The sequence below is a fragment of the Cellulomonas soli genome (assembly GCF_052036975.1).
Classification (GTDB): domain Bacteria; phylum Actinomycetota; class Actinomycetes; order Actinomycetales; family Cellulomonadaceae; genus Cellulomonas; species Cellulomonas soli_A.
This window is the reverse complement of record NZ_JBQIAR010000005.1, coordinates 250627-269448: the sequence shown is the minus strand read 5'-3', so window position 1 is coordinate 269448 and position 18822 is coordinate 250627. Positions and strand designations below refer to the sequence as shown.

Here is an 18822-nt window from a genome sequence, read left to right as displayed (position 1 = left end):
GCCCCGGATCGTTCCGGGGCGCGGGCCTGCCCCGGGCGCGGGATGGTGGCTTAGCCGCCGGTCGTCGCCTACCCTGTACCGCGGTCCACCACCGTCGCCAGCCTTTCGCGGCGACCGCCCGTCCAGTGAGGAACCCACGCTGCCGTGAACGCTCTGCGCATCTCCCTCCAGGTGCTGCTGGTCCTGACCAGCCTCCTGCTCGTCCCTCTGGTGCTGCTGCACAAGGGCAAGGGCGGTGGCCTGTCCGACATGTTCGGCGGCGGCATCACCAGCAGCGCGGGCAGCTCGGGCGTGGCTGAGCGGAACCTGAACCGCATCACGGTGGGCGTGGCGCTCACCTGGACCGTCGTGATCATCCTGCTCGGCCTCGTCGAGCGCGTGAGCTGAGGGGCTGACCATGGCGAGCGGAAGTGCGATCAGGGGTTCCCGTGTCGGTGCGGGTCCCATGGGCGAGGCGGAGCGCGGTGACGCTGCCCCCCGCATCTGGATCTCCTACTGGTGCGCGAACGGGCACGAGACGCGGCCGAGCTTCGCCGAGGAGGCCGCCCCCGAGGCCCCGGTGACGTGGGACTGCCCCCGGTGTGGTTTCCCGGCCGGCCAGGACCAGGAGAACCCTCCCTCGCCGTCGAAGAACGAGCCGTACAAGACGCACCTGGCGTACGTGAAGGAGCGGCGGTCCGACGAGGACGGTGCCGCGATCCTCGACGAGGCGCTGGCCGCACTGCGTGCGCGTCGTGGAGGTTCGTCGCGGCTGTGAGTCGCTGAACGTCATCGACGAAGCCCCGCAGCCCTGGAGGGTGCGGGGCTTCGTCGTGCCCGGGTCCTTAGCGAGGACGGGTCAGCTCGTGGTGGTGCCGTCCTGGTCGGCGGGGGAGGCGACGGACGTCGCCGCGGCGTCCACCAACCACAGTGTCCGCTCGGTGCCGTGCACCGCGGCAGCCGGGCGCTGCGCCGCCGGCACTCCGGAGAGAGCCTCGGCGACGGCCTGGGCCTTCTCGGCACCTGCGGCCACGACCCACACCTCACGTGCGGCGCGGATCGCCTCGAAGGTCAGCGAGACCCGCACGGGCGGCGGCTTGGGGGAGCCGTGCACGCCGACCGTGGGGCGCCCTCCGACGTCGAGCGCCGGATGACCCGGGAAGAGCGAGGCGACGTGGCCGTCGGGGCCCATGCCCAGGAGCAGCACGTCGAACGCGGGCACGTCGGCGCCCGGAGCCGCGAACGCGCCCAGCTCGTCGGCGTACAGGGCCGCCGCGACCTCCGGCGACGGGACCGCCTCGGACAGCGCCGGCATGGCGTGGACGTTGCCGGCCGGGAGTGCCGCACCGAGCGGGCCGAGCAGGGCCTGGCGGGCCTGGGTCTCGTTGCGGTCGCCGTCGCCGTCGGGCAGGAACCGCTCGTCGCCCCACCACAGGTGGACCTGGGACCAGTCCACCGCGTCGCGTGCCGGGTTGCGGGCCACCTCGGCGAGCGTCGCGATGCCCACGGTGCCGCCGGTGAGCACCACGTGCACGGGTGCGTGGTGCGACTGGGCGTCCACCAGCCGGGTCAGCAGCCGTGCGGCGACGGCCGCGGCGAGGATCCCCGCGTCCGGGTGCACGAGCACGTCGCGCACGGTGCGCTCAGGGCCCTGACGGGCGCTGGTGCCGGGTGCAGCCGAGGTCATGAGCTCACCCGTGCCAGGCCCTTCTGCAGGACCTCCCCGTAGACCTCGTCGGGGTCGAGCCGGCGCAGCTCCTCTGCCAGGCACTCGCGCAGCTGCCGAATGGGCAGGGCGATGCGGTGCTCGGGCTGGTCGGGCTGCAGCAGTGCGGCGGTCTTGCCGTCGGGTCGCTCCAGGACGATGTCGCCGCCGCCCCGGGTCAGCCGCACCGAGGTGATGGCCGGTGCGTCCTTGACGCGGTCGATCGTCACGGGGCAGCGCAGGGCCTGGGCGAGCCACGCGGCGACGAGGTCGACGGAGGGGTGGTCGGCCTGCCCGGTGACCACGGCGTGGTGCACGGGCTCGTAGGGCGGCTGGTCGAGCGTCGCCGCGATCAGTCCGCGCCACAGCGTGGCCCGTGTCCAGGCCAGGTCGGTGTTGCCCTCGACGTGCACCTGCGACAGGCGGCGCAGGGCGCCCGTCGGGTTGGTGCACTGCGTGGAGTCGGTGATGCGGCGCTGGGCCATGCGACCCAGCGGGTGCTGGGCCGGGTCGGCGGGCACCTCGTACGGCCACCACGTGACGATGGGTGCGTCGGGCAGCAGCAGCGGCATGACGAGGGTGTCCAGGTGCTCGGCCAGCTCCGGGGTGGGGCGTAGCACGATGACCTCGCTGGCGCCCGCGTCGCCGCCGAGGCGGATCTGCGCGTCGAGCGTGGCCGTGTGCTCGGCGTCGTCCTGGGTGAGCACGAGCACGCGGCACGGATGCTCGCGTGAGGCGTCGTTGGCGGCCTCGATGGCCGGCTCCGGGTCGCGGGCGCCCACGTCGATGATGAGTGTGAGCACGCGCCCGAGGGCGACGGCACCACCCTCGTCGCGGGCGGTGACCAGGCGCCTGTTGATGTCGCGGGTGGTCGTGGCGGGCAGGTCGATGATCACGGTCGCCTCCAGGCGCGTCCGTCACGCGCCATCATCTCGTCGGCCGAGGCCGGTCCCCAGGTACCCGAGCGGTACGGCTCGGGCTTGCCCTTGGACGCCCAGTACGCGGTGATGGGGTCCAGGATCTTCCAGGACAGCTCGACCTCCTGGTGGCGCGGGAACAGGGGTGGGTCCCCGAGCAGGACGTCGAGGATGAGGCGTTCGTAGGCCTCGGGGGAGGACTCGGTGAACGCGTGCCCGTACCCGAAGTCCATGGTGACGTCGCGGACCTCCATGGCGGTGCCGGGCACCTTCGCGCCGAAGCGCAACGTGACGCCTTCGTCGGGCTGCACGCGGATGACCAAGGCGTTCTTGCCGAGCTCCTCGGTGGCCGTCGACTCGAACGGCAGGTGGGGAGCCCGCTTGAAGACCACGGCGATCTCGGTGACGCGCCGACCCAGGCGCTTGCCGGTCCGCAGGTAGAACGGCACGCCTGCCCAGCGGCGGGTGTCGATGTCCAGGCGGACCGCGGCGAACGTCTCGGTGGTGGAGGCCGGGTCGAAGCCTTCCTCCTCCAGGTAGCCGACGACCTTCTCCCCGCCCTGCCACCCGGCCGCGTACTGGCCGCGGGCGGTGTGCTTGCCCAGGTCCTTGGGTAGGCGGACGGCCGAGAGGACCTTCTCCTTCTCGGCGCGCAGGTCGTCGGCGTCGAACGAGACCGGCTCCTCCATGGCCGTCAGCGCCAGCAGCTGCAGCAGGTGGTTCTGGATGACGTCGCGGGCCGCGCCGATGCCGTCGTAGTACCCGGCGCGTCCGCCGATGCCGATGTCCTCGGCCATCGTGATCTGCACGTGGTCGACGTAGTTGGCGTTCCAGATCGGCTCGAACAGCTGGTTCGCGAAGCGCAGCGCCAGCAGGTTCTGCACCGTCTCCTTGCCCAGGTAGTGGTCGATCCGGAAGATGTCGTCCGGCCGGAACACCTGGGACACGATGTCGTTGAGCTCACGGGCGGAGGCCAGGTCGTGCCCGAACGGCTTCTCGATGATCACTCGCCGCCAGGTGTCCTCTTGCGGCTGGGACAGCCCTGAGCGGGCCAGCTGCTTGGACACCACGGGGAACGCCGACGGCGGCACCGACAGGTAGAACGCGTGGTTGCCGCCCGTGCCGCGGGACACGTCCAGCTCCTCGACGGTCTCGCGCAGCCGGTCGAACGCGTCGTCGTCGTCGAAGCTGCCCTGCACGAACCGGATGCCCTCGGACAGCTGCCGCCAGGTGGCCTCACGGAACGGCGTGCGGGCGTGCTCCTTGACGGAGTCGTGCACGATCTGCGCGAAGTCCTGCGTCTCCCAGTCGCGCCGTGCAAAACCGGTCAGCGCGAAGCCCGGGGGCAGCAGGCCACGGTTGGTCAGGTCGTACACGGCCGGCATCAGCTTCTTGCGCGCCAGGTCGCCCGTGACGCCGAAGATGACCAGGCCGCACGGCCCGGCGATGCGCGGCAGCCGTCGGTCGCGCGCGTCGCGCAGCGGGTTGTGACCCTCGCTGACCTTCGCGGGCCTCATCGGGCGGACCTCGCGTCCTGCAGTCCTGCCTGCACCGTGCTCAACAGCTGCTCCCAGCTCGTGATGAACTTCTCGACGCCCTCGTGCTCGAGGGTGGTGGTGATCGCGTCCAGGTCGATGCCCAGCAAGGCGAGCTGTTCGACGACGCGCGCCGCCGCGGGCCCCGTGCCGGTGACCGTGTCCCCGTGGATGTCGCCGTGGTCGGCGACCGCCTCGAGCGTGGCCTCGGGCATGGTGTTCACCGACCCGGCCACCACCAGCTCGTCCACGTAGCGCGTGTCCGGGTACGCGGGGTCCTTGACGCCCGTGGAAGCCCACAGGGGCCGCTGCGGGCGCGCTCCTGAGGCGGCCAGCGCGGCCCAGCGGGGGGCAGCCACGCTCCGGGCGTACGCCTCGTAGGCCAGTCGGGCGTTGGCGATCGCGGCGGTACCGCGCAGCGCAGCCGCCTCCGGGCCGCCCAGGGCGTCGAGCCGTGCGTCGACCGCGACATCGACGCGCGAGACGAAGAACGAGGCCACCGACGCGATGGGTGCCAGGTCGTGACCGGCCGCGTAGGCCAGCTCGAGCCCCTGCTGGAACGCGTCGAGGACGGCGCGGTACCGCTCGAGGGAGAAGATCAGGGTCACGTTGACCGAGATGCCCTCGGCGAGCACCGCGGTGATGGCCGGCAGGCCCTCGCGGGTCGCGGGGATCTTGATGAGCACGTTGGGTCGGTCCACGGTGGCCCACAGCGACCTCGCGGCGGCGATCGTGCCCGCGGTGTTGCGCGCGAGCCGGGGGTCGACCTCGATCGAGACCCGCCCGTCGACGCCGCCGGTGGCGTCGTGCACGGGCCGAAGGACGTCGGCGGCGCCGCGCACGTCGTCGGTGGTGATGGTGAAGACGGCCTGCTCGGCGTCCGTCCCTGCGGCGGCGAGCTCGGTCAGCTGGGCGGCGTAGGCGTCGCCGTGGGCGAGCGCACCGGCGAAGATCGTCGGGTTGGTGGTCACACCGCTCACACCACGGTCGACCAGGGCGGCGAGGCTGCCCGAGCGCAGGCGTTCACGGGACAGGTCGTCGAGCCAGACGGCGACTCCTGCGGCGGTCAGAGCGTCCAACGGGGTGGTGCTGGTAGCCATGGAGATCCCCTTCTCCTGTGCTCACGTGCCTGCCGAGGCTGCGGCAGGCCGCGCTGGTTCGCCCGTGCGTGCCGGGCCGGGTCGCAGGAGGCTCCAGCCCTCCCACGACCCGGCCCGCCACCGGATCACCGGGTCGCAGCGACCGCCGCGATCGACTCGTGCGCAGCCGCGACCACCGCGTCGGCGGTGACCCCGAACTCGCGGTACAGCGTGTCGGCGTCGGCCGAGGCACCGTAGTGCTCGATCGACACCGACCGGCCGGCGTCGCCGACGATCTTGTGCCACGACAGCGCCAGGCCGGCCTCGACGGACACGCGGGCCCGCACGGCCGAGGGCAGCACCGACTCGCGGTAGTCCACGTCCTGCTCGGCGAACCACTCCAGCGACGGGGCGGACACCACGCGCGTGGGCACCCCGGCGGCCTCGAGCTGCGTGCGCGCCTCGACGGCGAGCTGCACCTCCGAACCCGTGCCGATGAGGATGACCTCCGGTGTGCCGGTGCTCGCCTCGAGCAGCACGTACGCACCGCGGGCCACGCCCTCGGCGGACGCGAAGCCCTCCTCGCCGCGCGGGAACGTCGGGACGTTCTGACGCGTGAGGATCAGGCCGACCGGGCCGTCGGTGCGCTCGAGGATGGCCTTCCACGCCTGCGCCGTCTCGTTGGCGTCGGCGGGGCGCACGATCGCCAAGCCCGGGATGGCCCGGACCGCGGTGAGGTGCTCGATGGGCTGGTGCGTGGGACCGTCCTCGCCCAGACCGATCGAGTCGTGCGTCCACACGTACACGGCCGGGACGCCCATGAGCGCGGCCAGACGGACCGATCCGCGCATGTAGTCGCTGAACGTGAAGAACGTGCCGCCGTACGCACGGGTCAGGCCGTGCAGCGTGATGCCCGACAGGATCGCGCCCATGCCGTGCTCGCGGATGCCGAAGTGCAGCGTGCGCCCGTAGGGGGTGCCGGCGAACGAGTGCGTGGACCGGTCGGCCGGGATGAAGGACGGCTCGCCCTTCATGGTGGTGTTGTTCGAGCCGGCCAGGTCGGCCGAGCCGCCCCACAGCTCGGGCAGCACGGGGGCCAGTGCGGAGAGGATGTCGCCGGAGGCCGCACGCGTCGCGACGGACTTGCCGGCGGGGAACACGGGCAGGGCGTCGGCCCAGTCCTCGGGCAGCTTGCCCTCGACGAGCCGGTCGAGCAGCGTGGCCCGCTCCGGGTTGGCGGCGCGCCACGCGTCGAAGTCGGCCTGCCACGTGGCACGGGCCGCCTTGGCGCGCTCACCGAGCGCACGGGTGTGAGCGATGACCTCGGGGGCCACGTCGAACGACTTCTCCGGGTCGAAGCCCAGGAGCTCCTTCAGGCCGGCGATCTCCGTGCCGCCGAGCTTCGAGCCGTGCGAGGCGTGGTCGTTCTGCTTGGTGGGCGAGGGCCAGGCGATGATGGTGCGCAGACCGATGAACGACGGCTTGTCGGTGACGGCCTTGGCCGCCTCGATCGCCGCGTGCAGCGCGTCGACGTTCTCGCGGTAGCCGTCCGGCTCGGCCGTCCAGTCCACGAACTGCACGTGCCAGCCGTAGGACTCGTACCGGGCCAGCACGTCCTCGGTGAAGGCGATCTGCGTGTCGCCCTCGATCGAGATGTGGTTGTCGTCCCACAGCACGATGAGGTTGCCCAGCTCCTGCGTGCCGGCGATCGAGGAGGCCTCGCTCGTCACGCCCTCCTGCAGGTCGCCGTCGGAGGCGAGCACGTACACGTGGTGGTCGAACGGGCTCGTGCCCGGCGCCGCGTCGGGGTCGAGCAGGCCACGCTCGCGCCGGGCAGCCATCGCGAAGCCCACCGCGGAGGCCAGGCCCTGGCCCAGCGGACCGGTGGTGATCTCCACGCCGGCCGTGTGCCGCCACTCCGGGTGGCCCGGGGTCTTCGAGCCCCACGTGCGCAGCGCCTCGAGGTCCTCCAGCTCCAGGCCGAAACCGCCCAGGTACAGCTGGATGTACTGCGTCAGGCTGGAGTGCCCCGCCGAGAGGATGAACCGGTCACGGCCCAGCCACTGCGGGTCCGCCGGGTCGTGCCGCAGCACGTTCTGGTAGAGCAGGTAGGCGGCGGGCGCGAGGCTGATCGCGGTCCCGGGGTGGCCGTTGCCGACCTTCTCGACGGCATCGGCAGCCAGGACCCGGACGGTGTCGACCGCCCGGATGTCCAGGTCGGTCCAACCGACCGTCTGCGCCAGGGGAGCCTTCGCGTTCACCGCACCTCATTCCCGCCCGGGGCCGGGTCAGACCGGGGGACCGGACGTCGTCTCGCACTGGGCGGCACCCTCCAGCGGGGTGCCGGTCCGGGCCTGCGCCGACGCGCGGCCCGTCTGCGCCGAGCCTATATGCGCTCCCGGGACGTGGAGGTCGACCGTCCGGCCCGAGGAACGCACCCGGAAGGTGTGGGAGCGCGTGCACGGCGACGGTGTGGTGACAGGCGACCAACCTCACAGGACCAAGGTCCGCTGCCAGACCCGTCAGACGGGTCTCGGCCCAGGGGGAGGCCGTAGCATGGCGGAGCCCGACCGCCCTCCGCCCGCACCACGAACGGACATCCACCGCGTGCGCCTCACCAGCACCTCGCCCGTCGACGACGCCGGTGCGTCGGCCCGTCCGGCGCGTCGTGCAGGCCGCGTGCTGAGGCACCTGGGTGGGCACGGGAGTGCAGCGCCCGCCCCCACCGAGTCGCCTGCGGCACCCGAGGCAGCGGTCGGCGGGACGCCGGCAGCGGTGAGCGGTGCGACGCCCGAGGCGCCCAGCACGCCCGAGCACGACGGCCACCCGTCGGTGCACCTGCCCGCGCCCCCGCGCGGCCCGCGCCCGCACGTGCCCGACCCGTCGCGCCACGGCTGGCGTCGCACCCTGGCCGCCTACGTCGCCCTGACCAAGCCGCGCGTCATCGAGCTGTTGCTGGTCACCACGCTGCCCACCATGGTGCTGGCCGAACGCGGCTTCCCGTCGCTCGCCCTGGTGCTCGCTACCCTGGTCGGCGGCGCCGGGGCCGCCGGTGCGGCCAACGTCCTCAACTGCTACCTGGACCGCGACATCGACCAGGTGATGAACCGCACCAAGCGGCGCGCGACCGCCACCGGCGAGATCTCCGGCCCTGCCGCCCTCACGTTCGGTCTCGTGCTCGCCGTCGTGTCACTGGCCTGGCTCTGGTTCGCCGTGAACCCCGTCTCCGCGCTCCTCACCGCCGTCGCGATCTTGCTGTACGTCGTGGGCTACACGATGATCCTCAAGCGGCGCACCCCGCAGAACATCGTCTGGGGCGGTGCCGCCGGGTGCATGCCCGTGCTCATCGGCTGGTCAGCGGTCACCGAAGGCGTGTCCTGGGAAGCGGCCCTGCTGTTCGGCGTCGTGTTCTTCTGGACCCCGCCGCACTACTGGCCGCTGTCGATGAAGTTCCGACGCGACTACGCCGCCGCCGGCGTCCCCATGCTCCCCGTCGTCGCCGAGGACACCAAGGTGGCCCGCGAGATGGTCGCCTACACCCTCGCGATGATCGCCTGCACCCTCCTGCTGTGGCCCGTCGCATCCCTGACCTGGGTGTACGGGCTGGTCGCCACCGTCGCCGGCGCCTGGTTCCTGTGGTCATGCCTGTCGCTGTGGCGCCGGGCCCAGGACCCCTCGCGCGGCCCGCTGAAGGCCATGTCCGTCTTCCACGCCTCGATCACCTACCTGACGATCGTGTGCCTGGCGATCTGCGTCGACGTCTTCCTGCCCTTCTGAACCCGTGGCGCAGGCCGTGACCGAGACCGACCCGTGGCACCGCTCGCTGCAGACCTACCTGGCGCACCTCACGGTCGAACGCGGCCTGTCCGTCAACACCGTCGCCGCGTACCGTCGTGACCTGGACCGGTACGCCGACTACCTCACCGCCCAGGGGCGCACCGACCCCACGGACGTCACCGAACGCGACGTCGAGGACTTCGTGCTCACCCTGCGCACCGGCAGCGACGGCCGCGCGACCCTGTCCGCCTCCTCCAGCGCCCGCGCGGTCGTCGCCGTGCGCGGCTGGCACCGGTTCTGGCTGCTCGAGGGGATCACCGGCGCCGACGCCGCCGGCGCCGTGCGCCCCCCGGCCCAACCACGACGCCTGCCCAAGGCGATCTCCGTCGACGACGTGGCCCGCCTCATCGACGCCGCAGGCCTGGGTGACGGCCCCGTCCCCCTGCGGGACCGCGCACTGCTCGAGCTCGTGTACTCCACCGGCGCCCGCATCTCCGAGGCCGTCGGCCTCGACGTGGACGACCTGGACCGCACCACGGCCCACGGCAGCGTCCGCCTGCTCGGCAAGGGCGGCAAGGAACGTGTCGTCCCCGTGGGCGCCTACGCGCTGGACGCCGTCGAGGCCTACCTCGTGCGAGCACGCCCCGCGCTCGCGGCCGGTGGCCGGACGGGCGGCCCGGCGCTGTTCCTCAACACGCGCGGCGCACGACTGAGTCGGCAGAGCGCATGGGCGGTGCTGCGGCAGGCGGCCCAACGGGCGGGGCTGGCGGGTGCCGAGCACATCTCGCCGCACACGTTGCGGCACTCGTTCGCCACGCACCTGCTGGCCGGCGGGGCCGACGTGCGCGTCGTGCAGGAGCTCCTGGGGCACGCCTCGGTGACGACCACCCAGATCTACACGCTGGTGACGCGGGACACGCTGCGCGAGGTGTACGCCGCCGCCCACCCACGCGCGCTGTAGCCGACGAACCTGCTGGCGCACCGGTCTGTCGCAGGCCCACCCGGGTCGCGCTCCGGTAAGTTGTCCCGCGTGGTGAGCCAGCAGACGACCGACCCGCAGACCGACGCCGTGGGACGGCCGCTGCCCGACTTCCCCGAACCTGCGGCCCTCGCCTCGCACGGACCCGCGCGGGTCATCGCGATGTGCAACCAGAAGGGTGGGGTCGGCAAGACGACCACCACTATCAACCTGGCCGCCGCGCTCGCCGAGTACGGCCGCCGCGTGCTCATCGTCGACTTCGACCCGCAGGGTGCGGCGTCCGTGGGCCTGGGCATCAGCCCGCACGAGCTGGACCGCACCGTCTACAACCTCCTCATGGAGCGCGACGCGACCGTCGCCGACGTGCTGCGCCGCACCGAGATCCCCGGCCTGGACCTGCTGCCGGCCAACATCGACCTGTCCGCCGCCGAGGTCCAGCTGGTCGGCGAGGTCGCCCGCGAGTCCGTGCTCAGCCGCGCCCTGCGCCCCGTGCTCGACGACTACGACGTCGTGCTGATCGACTGCCAGCCCTCCCTCGGCCTGCTCACCGTCAACGCCCTGACGGCCTCCCACGGCGTGCTGATCCCGCTCGAGTGCGAGTTCTTCGCGCTGCGCGGCGTCGCGCTGCTCGTGGAGACCATCGAGAAGGTGCGCGACCGGCTGAACCCACGCCTCGAGGTCGACGGCATCCTGGCCACCATGTACGACTCGCGCACGCTGCACGCCCGCGAGGTCGTGGCCCGCGTGCACGAGGCGTTCGGCGACAACCTGCTGCAGACCGTCATCGGACGCACCGTGAAGTTCCCCGACGCGACCGTGGCGGCCGAGCCCATCACCACCTACGCGCCCACCCACTCCGGTGCGGCGGCCTACCGCCAGCTGGCCCGTGAGCTCGTCGCCCGTGGCGACGCTGCCTGAACCGGCCCAGGCCCCGACCGACCGACCGGCCCCGGGGGCGACGGCCCCCGCCGGCACGCACGGGTTCGACGTCCACCTGGACAACTTCAGCGGACCGTTCGACCTGCTGCTCGGACTGATCGCCAAGCACAAGCTCGACATCACCGAGGTCGCCCTGGCGCGCGTGACGGACGAGTTCATCGCCCACATCCGCGCCGCCGAGCGGGCCGCCGACGGCGGCACGGGCTGGGACCTGGGCCAGGCCAGCGAGTTCCTGGTCGTGGCGGCCACGCTGCTGGACCTCAAGGCCGCCCGCCTGCTGCCCTCGGCCGAGGTCGAGGACGCCGAGGACCTCGAGCTGCTCGAGGCCCGCGACCTGCTGTTCGCCCGCCTGCTGCAGTACCGCGCGTACAAGGTCGTCGCCGCCGACCTCGGAGAACGGCTCGCCACCGAGGGGCGGCGGTTCCCGCGGCTGGTCCAGCTCGAACCGCAGCTGGCCGCGCTGCTGCCCGAGCTCGTCTGGCAGATCGGAGCCGAGCAGCTGGCCGCGATGGCCGCCCAGGCCCTGGCCCCCCGACCGGCCCCACCGGGCGTGGACGTCAGCCACCTGCACGCACCACCCGTCAGCGTCCGCGAGCAGGCCGCTCTGCTGGTCGGCCGCCTCCGGCACGGCGGGGCGACCTCGTTCCGCGCGCTCACGGCCGACGCCGGCTCCACGATCGTCGTGGTGGCACGGTTCCTGGCCCTGCTGGAGCTCTTCCGCGAAGGCGCGGTCGGTTTCGACCAGATGACACCGCTGGGAGAGCTCACGGTGCGCTGGACGGGTACGGAGGACGGCGACGTCGAGGTGTCCGACGACTTCGACGAGGCCGACGGCACGGACACCCCCGAGGGCACGGGTGCACCGGGCACCACCGGCTCGCCGGACGCCACCACCACCGACACCAGCGAGAGGGCGCACCGATGAGCCAGGACCCGACCGGCACCGCCGACGCCGAGGAGGACCGGACCGGCACCGGTGCGCCCGACGAGCTCGCCTTCGACGTCGAGGACCTGCCCGGAGGTGCGCTCGCCGCGCTGGAGGCCGTCCTCATGGTCGCCGACGAACCCGTCCCCGCCGTCCGCCTGGCCACCGCCCTGGCGCTGCCGACACCTCGCGTGGAGGAGCTCCTGCACGAGCTGGCCGCCGAGTACCGCGGCGAGCACGGCGGGCGGCTGCGCGGCTTCGAGCTGCGCCGCGTGGGCGACGGGTGGCGCATCTACTCCGCACCCCTGTACGGCGACGTCGTGGGACGGTTCGTCGTCGACGGCCAGACGGCCCGACTGACGCAGGCTGCCCTGGAGACGCTCGCGGTGATCGCCTACCGGCAACCGGTGACCCGTGGTCAGGTCTCCGCCGTGCGCGGCGTCAACGTCGACGGCGTCGTGCGCACCCTCACCTCACGCGGTCTGGTGGCCGAGACGGGCACCGATCCGTTCAGCGGTGCACTCCTGTACCGGACCACGGGATACTTCTTGGAGCGGATGGGGCTGGCGAGCCTGGACGAGCTACCGCCGCTCGCCCCCTACCTGCCCGACTTCGACGCCTTCGAGGGCGTCGACCAGAGCACGGATGAGGGACGATGAGCGCACAGGATCGACGGACCGGCGGCGGACGAGGCGGAGAGCCGCGACGCGGAACCGGTGGCGGCCAGCAGGGCGGCGCGACCGGCAGGCAGGGCGGTTCCGGCAGCGGCGGCCGTGCAGGCGGCAGGCCCACCAGCGGCAAGCCCACGAGCGGCAAGGTTCCCACCGGCCGCGGACGCGCTGCCTCCGCCGCCCGCGCGCAGAACCGCCCCACCCGCGCACCCCGCGCACCCGAGGTGACCATCGACGTGCACGACCCCGACGGCGTGCGCCTGCAGAAGGTCCTGGCCGCCGCAGGCCTCGGCTCGCGCCGCTCCTGCGAAGAGCTCATCGCCACCGGCCGCGTCACCGTCGACGGCTCCACCGTGCGCGAGCTCGGCGTACGCGTCGACCCGCTGCGCGCCGTCATCCACGTCGACGGACTGCGGGTCCAGCTCGACAGCACGATGGTGACCATCGCACTCAACAAGCCCCTGGGTGTCGTCTCCACCATGCACGACCCCGAGGGGCGCCCCTCGCTCGCCCAGTTCGTCGCCGACCGCTCCGAACGGCTCTTCCACGTCGGACGCCTGGACGCCGAGACCGAAGGCCTGATCCTGCTGACCAACGACGGCGAGCTCGCCAACCGGCTCTCGCACCCCTCGCACGGTGTCCCCAAGACCTACCTCGCACACCTCGACGGCCGCGTCCCCGCCTCGCTGGCCGCACGCCTCAAGGCCGGCATCCAGCTCGAGGACGGCGTCGTGGCCATCGACCGGTTCGCCGTCGTGCAGACCACCCCGCAGGCCAGCCTCGTCGAGATCGTCCTGCACGAGGGCCGCAACCGCGTCGTGCGCCGCATCTTCGACGAGGTCGGCTACCCCGTCACACGGCTCGTGCGCACCCAGATCGGCCCCATCCGCCTCGGCGACCTGCGCACCGGCCGCACCCGCGTGCTCGGCAAGACCGAGGTCGGCTCCCTCATGACCCAGGTCGGGCTGTGAGCACCCCGGAGCACACCCCGTGATGGCCGCCGCCACCCACGGACCCGTCCGCATCGTCGGCACCGGGCTCCTCGGCACCTCCGTCGGGCTGGGCCTGCGCGCCCTCGGCATCGACGTCGTGCTGCACGACCCCTCCCGCACCGCCGTCGCCCTCGCCCGCGACGTCGGTGCGGGACGCCCCGCCCGCCACGACGACCCCGAACCAGCCCTCGTCGTGGTCGCCGCACCCCCCGACGTCACCGCCGACGTCGTCCTCGCCGAGCTCACCGCCCACCCGGACGCCGTCGTCACGGACGTCGCCAGCGTCAAGCGCTACGTCCTGGACGAGCTCCGAGCCGCAGGAGCCGACCTGCACCGTTACGTCGGCTCCCACCCCATGGCCGGACGTGAACGCACCGGCCCCTCCGCCGCCGTCCCCGACCTGTTCCTCGGCCGCCCCTGGGTCATCGCCGACTCCGGCACCTCGACCCCCCAGGCCCTGCTCGCCGTGCGCGCGCTCGCGGTCGATCTCGGTGCCGTCCCGGTCACCATGGCCGCTGACGAGCACGACGCGGCCGTGGCCGCCGTGTCCCACGTCCCGCAGGTGGCCGCGAGCCTCGTCGCGGCCCGTCTGCGCACGCTCGACGACGACGCCCTCGCCCTGGCCGGGCAGGGCCTGCGTGACGTCACCCGCATCGCCGGCTCCGACCCCGCGCTGTGGACCTCGATCCTGGCTGCCAACGCCGGTCCGGTCCGGGACGTCCTCCTGGCGCTGCGTGCCGATCTGGACGTGGTCGTGGACGCGTTGGCGGTCGCGGACGCCGCCACGGGGCCGGAGACGGTCGGCGTGGGCGCGTTGGCGGCCATCGCGCAGACCGTCGCCGCCGGCAACGCGGGCGTCTCGCGGATCCCCGGCAAGCACGGTGGCGCGCGGCGCCCGTACGCGCTGGTCAGCGTGCTGGTGCCGGACGAGCCCGGCGAGCTGGCCCGCCTGCTGGCGGACGTCGGTGAGGTGGGGGTCAACCTCGAGGACCTTGCCCTGGAGCACGCCGCCGGCCGTCCGGTCGGCATGGCGGTCATCTCGGTGCTGCCCGGCAGCGCCGAGCACCTGGAGGCGGAGCTCACGGCCCGCGGATGGAGACTGGTGAGTTGAGCACGGCAGCACGCACGGCCCTGGTGGTCGCGATCGACGGCCCGTCCGGGTCCGGCAAGTCCAGCGTCTCGAAGGCGGTGGCCCGCACGTTGGGTCTGGCCTACCTCGACACGGGCGCGATGTACCGGGCGGTCGCCTGGTGGTGCCGCGAGCAGGGCGTCCCTCTCGACGACGCGGCCGCGGTCGCGACAGCGGTGCGGGCCATGCCGCTGGTCATGGGTGTGGACCCTGCCTCGCCCCGGGTGCACGTGGGCGGCACCGACATCGGCGAGGCGATCCGCCGCACGGAGATCTCGGCCGTGGTCAGCGCGGTGGCCACCAACCTGGACGTGCGGGCCGAGTTGGGACGGCTGCAGCGGGCGGCCATCGAGACCGAACGCACCGGCGGGTTCTCGCACGGGCGCGGCATCGTCGCCGAGGGACGCGACATCACCACGGTGGTGGCGCCCGACGCCGACGTGCGGGTGCTGCTCACCGCGAGCGAGGAAGCACGGCTGGCCCGTCGGGCGCTCGAGGTGCACGGTGCCGCCGACGCCGCCTCGCTCGAGGCGACGCGCGACCAGGTGGTCCGCCGTGACGCGGACGACTCGACCGTGGTGCAGTTCCACGTCGCGGCCGACGGGGTCGTCACCGTCGACTCCTCGGGTCTGGACTTCGAGCAGACGGTCCAGGCGGTGCTCGGCGTGGTCGCCGACGCCGCGGGAGCGCCGGCTGTGCCGGGGCAGGCGGTCCCGTCCGTCTCGGCCGATGCGGTCGGCCGATGACGGGGCCGGAGATCCCCGGACCCGCTGCAGCGCGGCGCGGGCACTGGTTGGCCCTGGTGCTGGCACGCGGTGTGTGGTCCACCCGGGTGATCGGCGCCGAGAACGTCCCGCTCGAGGGGCCGGTGCTCCTGGCGCCCAACCACACGGGCGTCGCCGACGGCCCGGTGGTCGCCGGTGTGACACCGCGGCCGGCGCACCTGCTGGTCAAGGAGTCGATGTTCACCGGACCCGTCGGGATGATCCTGCGCGGTGCGGGTCAGATCCCCGTGGACCGCGAGGGCGGCCGCGCAGCACTGGCGACCGCGCTGGGGGTGCTCCGGCGCGGGGGAGTGGTCGGCGTGTTCCCCGAGGGCAACAGGGGGCGCGGCGACGCTGCCGACGCGCGGGCCGGTGTGGCGTGGCTCGCACTCAACGGGCACGCCCCGGTGGTGCCGGTCGCCGTGCTGGGCACCCGTCGCACGGGGGAGTCCGTGGGGCACGTCCCCGGGTTCCGCCGCCGGTTCGTGGTGGAGTTCGGCACGCCGCTGGTGCTGGAGCGCCCCGCCGGGGTCTCGGGGCGCGACGCGTTGGTGCTGGCCAACGACACGGTCCGCACGGCGCTGGCGGCGCTGGTGGCGGACGCGTCGGCCCGCACCGGACTCGCTCTGCCCACCGACGACCCGAACCGCGAGGCGCGCGGCTGATCGGGCAGCGTGCTCGCAGCGGGGGTGCCGCGGCGGTGCTGCCGGGTGCTCGACGGGCGCGCGGTCGTCGAGCGGGCCCTGGACAAGGGACAATGGCTTCATGACCGAGACCGACCCCGCCCTGGAGCTGCCCGACGAGGCCGACGACGCCACCCGTGAGAACGCCCTGAGGGCAGGCCTCGCGGAGTACGAGCTGGACGTCGAGGACCTCGCGCTGCTCGATGGCGGCGAGCTCGTCGACGGTGAGCCCGTCCCCGAGGCGGCGCTGCCGGTGCTCGCGGTGGTCGGGCGCCCGAACGTGGGCAAGTCCACGCTCGTCAACAGGATCATCGGTCGTCGCGAGGCGGTCGTCGAGGACAAGCCGGGTGTGACGCGCGATCGTGTCAGCTACCCGGCCGAGTGGGCCGGCCGCCGGTTCACCCTGGTGGACACCGGTGGCTGGGAGGTCGACGTCGCGGGCATCGATGCGCGCGTCGCCGAGCAGGCGGAGGTCGCGATCCAGCTGGCCGATGCCGTGATCTTCGTGGTGGACGCCACGGTGGGTCCCACGGACACCGACGAGCGCGTGGTGCGTCTGCTGCGGCGCTCGGGCAAGCCGGTGGTGCTGTGCGCCAACAAGGTCGACGGCCCGCGGGTCGAGGCCGATGCCGCCCAGCTGTGGAGCCTGGGTCTGGGCGAGCCGTACCCGGTGTCCGCGCTGCACGGACGCGGGACGGGCGATCTGCTCGACGCCGCGCTCGACGCGCTGCCCACGGTCTCGGCGCACGGCACGGTGCGCCCGGACGGTCCTCGCCGCGTGGCTCTCATCGGGCGTCCGAACGTCGGCAAGTCCTCGCTGCTGAACAAGATGCTCGGCGCAGAGCGCGTGGTGGTCGACGACGTGGCAGGCACCACCCGTGACCCGGTCGACGAGCTGGTCGAGCTGCGCGGCAAGCCGTGGGTGTTCGTGGACACCGCCGGTATCCGGCGCCGGGTGCACCAGACGAGCGGTGCGGACTTCTACGCGTCGCTGCGCACGCAGGCCGCGGTGGAGAAGGCCGAGGTCGCGGTGGTCCTGGTGGATGCCTCGACGAAGATGACCGAGCAGGACACGCGTGTGATCTCACAGGTCATCGACGCGGGGCGCGCCTTGGTGATCGCGTACAACAAGTGGGACCTCATGGACGAGGACCGTCGCCCGTTCCTCGAGCGCGAGATCGAGCAGGACCTGGTCCAGGTGCAGTGGGCCCCGCGCGTGAACCTCTCGGCCAAGACGGGGTGGCACGCGGACCGTCTGGTGCCGGCGCTCGAGCGGGCCCTGGACTCGTGGGACAAGCGGATCCCCACCGGGCGCCTCAACGCGTTCCTGGGCGAGCTCGTGGCTGCGCACCCGCACCCGCTGCGCGGCGGCAAGCAGCCGCGCATCCTGTTCGCCACGCAGGCCTCGACTCGGCCGCCACGGTTCGTGATCTTCGCGACGGGGTTCCTGGACCCGGGGTACCGGCGGTACATCGAGCGCCGTCTGCGGGAGACCTTCGGGTTCGAGGGGACACCCATCCAGGTGTCGGTGCGGGTGCGCGAGAAGCGCAAGCGCTGAGTCGTCCGGGGAGGGGCGTGGGGTAGGGGAGACCTGCACCGCGCCCCTCTGCCGTCTCCGGTCGGTGGTGGTTGTCGCGTGCTCGATCGAGCGAGGAGCGGGCACGCGACGGTGGGCGGTGCCCCGGTCCGCTGGTGTCATCTGCGACGCGGTGGGCAGCTGCATCCATCAGCGTGATAACGGAAACCAGCGCCGACGAGGCGGCCCACGGAACCGGCCGAGCGCAAAGCCCGGCCCAGAGCGCCCCGGTCCTTCCGTTATCATCGCGCCATGCAGAGGGTGACCGCGGTGAGGGGTCTGTCCGAGGTCGTGCAGAGGTATCTCGCCGACCTCGAGGCGTCACCGGCGACGCGACGCCAGCGACGGTGGGCACTCGACGACCTCCTGGCGTTCGCCGCGGACCACGCTGGCCGCCCGGGTCCCGCCGCCGCGCAGGTGCTCCGCGAGGACGTCCTGCAGACCTGGATCGCCCGGCCGGGGGAGAGCGGCCAGGCGCCGTCCGTGGCCTCCGCGCGTGCCCGGGCGAGCGCTGCCCGTGCCCTGACCCGCTACGCCGTCGAGCACCGGCTCTTGACGCCCGCCGACGACGGCCCTGAGCTGCGGCTGCCGGCGCCGGCCCCGGCGGGCGTCGACCGTGGCGCCGGCGTGCTCCTGCTGGACAGGGCCGCCGGGCCGCCGCCCTGGGCTGTCCCGGCGGCCATCTGGGCGCGGTTCAGCGCGCACGTGCACCTGCTGGCGGCCACCGGCGCCGCCGAGCGCGAGCTCGCCCTCGTCACGCTCGACGCCCTCGGCCCGCAGTTGCGCAGCATCCGCCTGCCCGAGCTCGGCGTCGTCGAGCTCGGCGACCGCGCCACGCGGTCGCTCACCCGCTGGCTGAGCGTGCGGAACGCCGCCGTCGAGTCACTCCAGGGCTCCGACCCGCGCACGCTGTGGATCCGGCTGCACCCCGGCAAGGACCACCGGACGGGAGCCATCGCCCCCGCCGGACTGACGATCAGCTCGCGCGGGCTGCGGCTGTCGTTCGGGACTGTCCGCGACGCCCTCGGCGCGACCGAGCCGCGGCTGGCGGGGGCCACCGTGCGCGACGTGCGCGCCCTCGGGATCCTGGAGGGCCACAGCCGCGGCGGCGCTGCCGAGCGGCTGTGAGTCCCGCGCGCGCCCGGTGACCGGGCGCAGTTCCTGGCACCGGC

At 73.4% G+C, this 18822-nt stretch carries 18 protein-coding genes; 13 read left to right on the top strand and 5 right to left on the bottom strand.

Going from position 1 to position 18822, the window contains the following annotated elements; translation table 11 throughout:
• Nucleotides 1-144: 144 nt before the first annotated feature.
• Together secG and ACTHAM_RS07995 are read left to right on the top strand one after the other, a co-directional pair.
• On the top strand, nucleotides 145-387 hold the full coding sequence (gene secG, locus ACTHAM_RS08000) for a preprotein translocase subunit SecG (RefSeq protein WP_440686139.1): 243 nt from the start codon (nucleotides 145-147) through the stop codon (nucleotides 385-387).
• A gap of 10 nt (nucleotides 388-397) precedes the next feature.
• A complete protein-coding gene (locus ACTHAM_RS07995; RefSeq protein WP_440686137.1) occupies nucleotides 398-757 on the top strand; it encodes an RNA polymerase-binding protein RbpA in 360 nt (119 codons plus the stop codon).
• Between the two features lie 81 nt (nucleotides 758-838).
• On the opposite strand, the gene pgl is transcribed toward ACTHAM_RS07995, so the two are convergent.
• From pgl to tkt, 5 genes are all read right to left on the bottom strand, one after another.
• Nucleotides 839-1666, bottom strand: a complete 828-nt coding sequence (gene pgl, locus ACTHAM_RS07990; RefSeq protein WP_440686135.1) for a 6-phosphogluconolactonase — start codon at nucleotides 1664-1666, stop codon at nucleotides 839-841.
• Nucleotides 1663-2580 carry a glucose-6-phosphate dehydrogenase assembly protein OpcA gene (locus ACTHAM_RS07985; RefSeq protein WP_440686133.1) on the bottom strand — a complete coding sequence of 306 codons (918 nt, stop codon included), beginning with the start codon at nucleotides 2578-2580 and terminating at the stop codon, nucleotides 1663-1665. Before ACTHAM_RS07985 ends, pgl begins: the two co-directional genes overlap by 4 nt.
• Nucleotides 2577-4118 carry a glucose-6-phosphate dehydrogenase gene (gene zwf, locus ACTHAM_RS07980; protein ID WP_440686131.1) on the bottom strand — a complete coding sequence of 514 codons (1542 nt, stop codon included), beginning with the start codon at nucleotides 4116-4118 and terminating at the stop codon, nucleotides 2577-2579. Before zwf ends, ACTHAM_RS07985 begins: the two co-directional genes overlap by 4 nt.
• Nucleotides 4115-5236, bottom strand: coding sequence for a transaldolase (gene tal, locus ACTHAM_RS07975; protein WP_440686129.1), 1122 nt, complete (start codon nucleotides 5234-5236; stop codon nucleotides 4115-4117). Before tal ends, zwf begins: the two co-directional genes overlap by 4 nt.
• Nucleotides 5237-5361: 125 nt before the next feature.
• Entirely contained in the window at nucleotides 5362-7476 is a 2115-nt protein-coding gene (gene tkt / locus ACTHAM_RS07970; protein WP_440686127.1) for a transketolase, read from the bottom strand.
• A 610-nt stretch (nucleotides 7477-8086) separates the two neighbouring features.
• Here tkt and ACTHAM_RS07965 point away from each other — a divergent pair.
• The 11 genes from ACTHAM_RS07965 to ACTHAM_RS07915 all read left to right on the top strand — a co-directional run bounded on the left by ACTHAM_RS07965 (nucleotide 8087) and on the right by ACTHAM_RS07915 (nucleotide 18778).
• Nucleotides 8087-8992 (top strand): heme o synthase, encoded by a 906-nt coding sequence (locus ACTHAM_RS07965; protein ID WP_440686151.1) that lies wholly within the window; start codon nucleotides 8087-8089, stop codon nucleotides 8990-8992.
• Nucleotides 8993-8996: 4 nt separating this feature from the next.
• The gene (locus ACTHAM_RS07960; protein WP_440686125.1) at nucleotides 8997-9953 is read left to right on the top strand and encodes a site-specific tyrosine recombinase XerD; all 957 of its coding nucleotides are present in this window, start codon (nucleotides 8997-8999) and stop codon (nucleotides 9951-9953) included.
• A gap of 69 nt (nucleotides 9954-10022) precedes the next feature.
• The gene (locus tag ACTHAM_RS07955; RefSeq protein ID WP_440686123.1) at nucleotides 10023-10889 is read left to right on the top strand and encodes a ParA family protein; all 867 of its coding nucleotides are present in this window, start codon (nucleotides 10023-10025) and stop codon (nucleotides 10887-10889) included.
• On the top strand, nucleotides 10873-11835 hold the full coding sequence (locus ACTHAM_RS07950) for a segregation and condensation protein A (protein ID WP_440686121.1): 963 nt from the start codon (nucleotides 10873-10875) through the stop codon (nucleotides 11833-11835). The genes ACTHAM_RS07955 and ACTHAM_RS07950 overlap by 17 nt, the downstream gene beginning before the upstream one ends.
• Complete coding sequence (gene scpB, locus ACTHAM_RS07945; RefSeq protein ID WP_440686119.1) at nucleotides 11832-12494, top strand: SMC-Scp complex subunit ScpB; 663 nt, start codon at nucleotides 11832-11834, stop codon at nucleotides 12492-12494. Before ACTHAM_RS07950 ends, scpB begins: the two co-directional genes overlap by 4 nt.
• Before the next feature lie 236 nt (nucleotides 12495-12730).
• Nucleotides 12731-13477, top strand: coding sequence for a pseudouridine synthase (locus ACTHAM_RS07940; RefSeq protein WP_440686117.1), 747 nt, complete (start codon nucleotides 12731-12733; stop codon nucleotides 13475-13477).
• A gap of 22 nt (nucleotides 13478-13499) precedes the next feature.
• A complete protein-coding gene (locus ACTHAM_RS07935; RefSeq protein ID WP_440686115.1) occupies nucleotides 13500-14609 on the top strand; it encodes a prephenate dehydrogenase in 1110 nt (369 codons plus the stop codon).
• A complete protein-coding gene (gene cmk, locus ACTHAM_RS07930) occupies nucleotides 14591-15373 on the top strand; it encodes a (d)CMP kinase (RefSeq protein WP_440686113.1) in 783 nt (260 codons plus the stop codon). The genes ACTHAM_RS07935 and cmk overlap by 19 nt, the downstream gene beginning before the upstream one ends.
• Nucleotides 15370-16056 (top strand): lysophospholipid acyltransferase family protein, encoded by a 687-nt coding sequence (locus ACTHAM_RS07925; protein ID WP_440686111.1) that lies wholly within the window; start codon nucleotides 15370-15372, stop codon nucleotides 16054-16056. The genes cmk and ACTHAM_RS07925 overlap by 4 nt, the downstream gene beginning before the upstream one ends.
• A 100-nt stretch (nucleotides 16057-16156) precedes the next feature.
• Nucleotides 16157-17632, top strand: a complete 1476-nt coding sequence (gene der / locus ACTHAM_RS07920) for a ribosome biogenesis GTPase Der (protein ID WP_440686109.1) — start codon at nucleotides 16157-16159, stop codon at nucleotides 17630-17632.
• Between the two features lie 270 nt (nucleotides 17633-17902).
• Nucleotides 17903-18778 (top strand): hypothetical protein, encoded by an 876-nt coding sequence (locus ACTHAM_RS07915; protein WP_440686107.1) that lies wholly within the window; start codon nucleotides 17903-17905, stop codon nucleotides 18776-18778.
• The last annotated feature ends 44 nt before the right edge of the window (nucleotides 18779-18822 follow it).